The sequence below is a fragment of the Lentibacter sp. XHP0401 genome (assembly GCF_025751535.1).
Lineage (GTDB): Bacteria > Pseudomonadota > Alphaproteobacteria > Rhodobacterales > Rhodobacteraceae > Lentibacter.
In genome coordinates, this window is record NZ_JAOWLC010000025.1 from 1 (window position 1) to 1353 (window position 1353).

Annotated in this window: 2 protein-coding genes; one reads left to right on the forward strand and one right to left on the reverse strand. The window is 55.9% G+C overall.

Translation table 11 applies throughout. The annotated features are described in order from the left end of the window. A partial coding sequence (locus OE750_RS18120) for a hypothetical protein (RefSeq protein WP_263765708.1) occupies positions 1 to 197 on the forward strand: 197 nt, incomplete at its 5' end. A 28-nt stretch (positions 198 to 225) separates the two neighbouring features. Here OE750_RS18120 and OE750_RS18125 read toward each other — a convergent pair. Next, on the reverse strand, positions 226 to 1284 hold the full coding sequence (locus OE750_RS18125) for an IS110 family transposase (protein WP_263765709.1): 1059 nt from the start codon (positions 1282 to 1284) through the stop codon (positions 226 to 228). Positions 1285 to 1353: the final 69 nt, after the last annotated feature.

Genomic DNA, 1353 nt, shown 5'->3' on the forward strand with positions numbered 1-1353 from the left:
GGCTGCTGTTCGCAAGTGTTCAATTGCACGTCTTCAGGAAGTCGCTGATATGTATCCGGCCTTTGGATCGGCTTGAGTATTTTGCCGTGGCCCTGTTGGGAGTACGCACGCGCCGCTGTCTCATTACTAACCTGATCTATTATGACCATCTGGGCTCTCAGACTTTGGGTGCGCCTTATTCCGTTCCATGCTGTTGAGGTTTACGAACATCGTGTGCGGCTGTGATCAGATCGCAGTCGCCAATTCCTTTTCTTTCCAATCGAAGTCTTTGCCTGAGTTCAAAACGCTCCACGCAATGCGCGCCAGCTTGTTGGCCAGTGCAACACCCAGCTTATTGTGCTGCATGCGCGTCGCCGCCGCTTCCAGCCAAGGGCCAAAACTGAACTTTGACCAGTTCTTGGGTCGCATCAAGATGACCTGTGCGGCCTGCACAAACAGCATGCGCAGATACCGACTGCCCCGCTTCGTGATCCGCCCCAAAATCGTCCGTCCACCCGTGCTATGTTGGCGTGGCACAAGCCCCAGCCAGGCCGCAAAGTCGCGCCCACGGTCATAAGCCTCGCCGTTCCCGACAGCGGCCACCACCGCCGTTGAGATGATGGGGCCAATGCCCGGAATAGTCATCAGACGCTGACAGCTGGCCTCGCTTTTGCTAACGGATTCGATCTCAGACGTGGTCATCTCGATCCGCTTGTCGATCCAGATCCAGTCCTGCTGAAGGCCGAGGATCAACTTGCGCATCCGCAACGACATCTCATCATCGCGGTTGTCCAAAATCGCCTGGAGCGACGTGCGAAGTGCGGCCACGCTTTTGCGAACGGTGATCCCTTGTTCAATCAAGAATGCGCGGATCTGATTCATTGTCGCCGTTCGGCGCGACACGAGACGGGAGCGCACGCGGTGCAATGCCTGCAGATCGAGCTGTTCCTGCGTCTTCTCGGCAACCGTCTTGAGATTGGGGCGCAACGCGGCCTCTGCGATGGCCTCAGCATCGTTGTAGTCGTTCTTCTGGCCTTTGTTGAATGGCTGAACGTAGACCGCTGGAATAATTCGGGGCTCGAACCCCAACTTACGCAACGTTCGGCTGACAAAATGCGCGCTCATGCAGGCTTCTAAGCCAACGATGCACCGCGGCAGTTCCTCAAACGTCGCGACCAACGCCATGCGCTTGATCTTCCTGCGCAACACCAGCTGGCCCTCTTTGTTGAAGCCAATCAAGTGAAAGACGTCTTTGCCGATATCGACGCCAATCGACATCAGTTCATCAAAATCATTCGTCGCCATGCTACTTCTCCTATGTGCAGTATAGGCCAAGCCTAACCTGCTGGGTGAAGCAGCCGGTACATCCCATTA

Excerpts from the sequence above, each read along its gene's own strand:
- OE750_RS18125 (WP_263765709.1), bottom strand. The coding sequence starts at position 1,284 with ATGGCGACGAATGATTTTGATGAACTGATGTCGATTGGCGTCGATATC.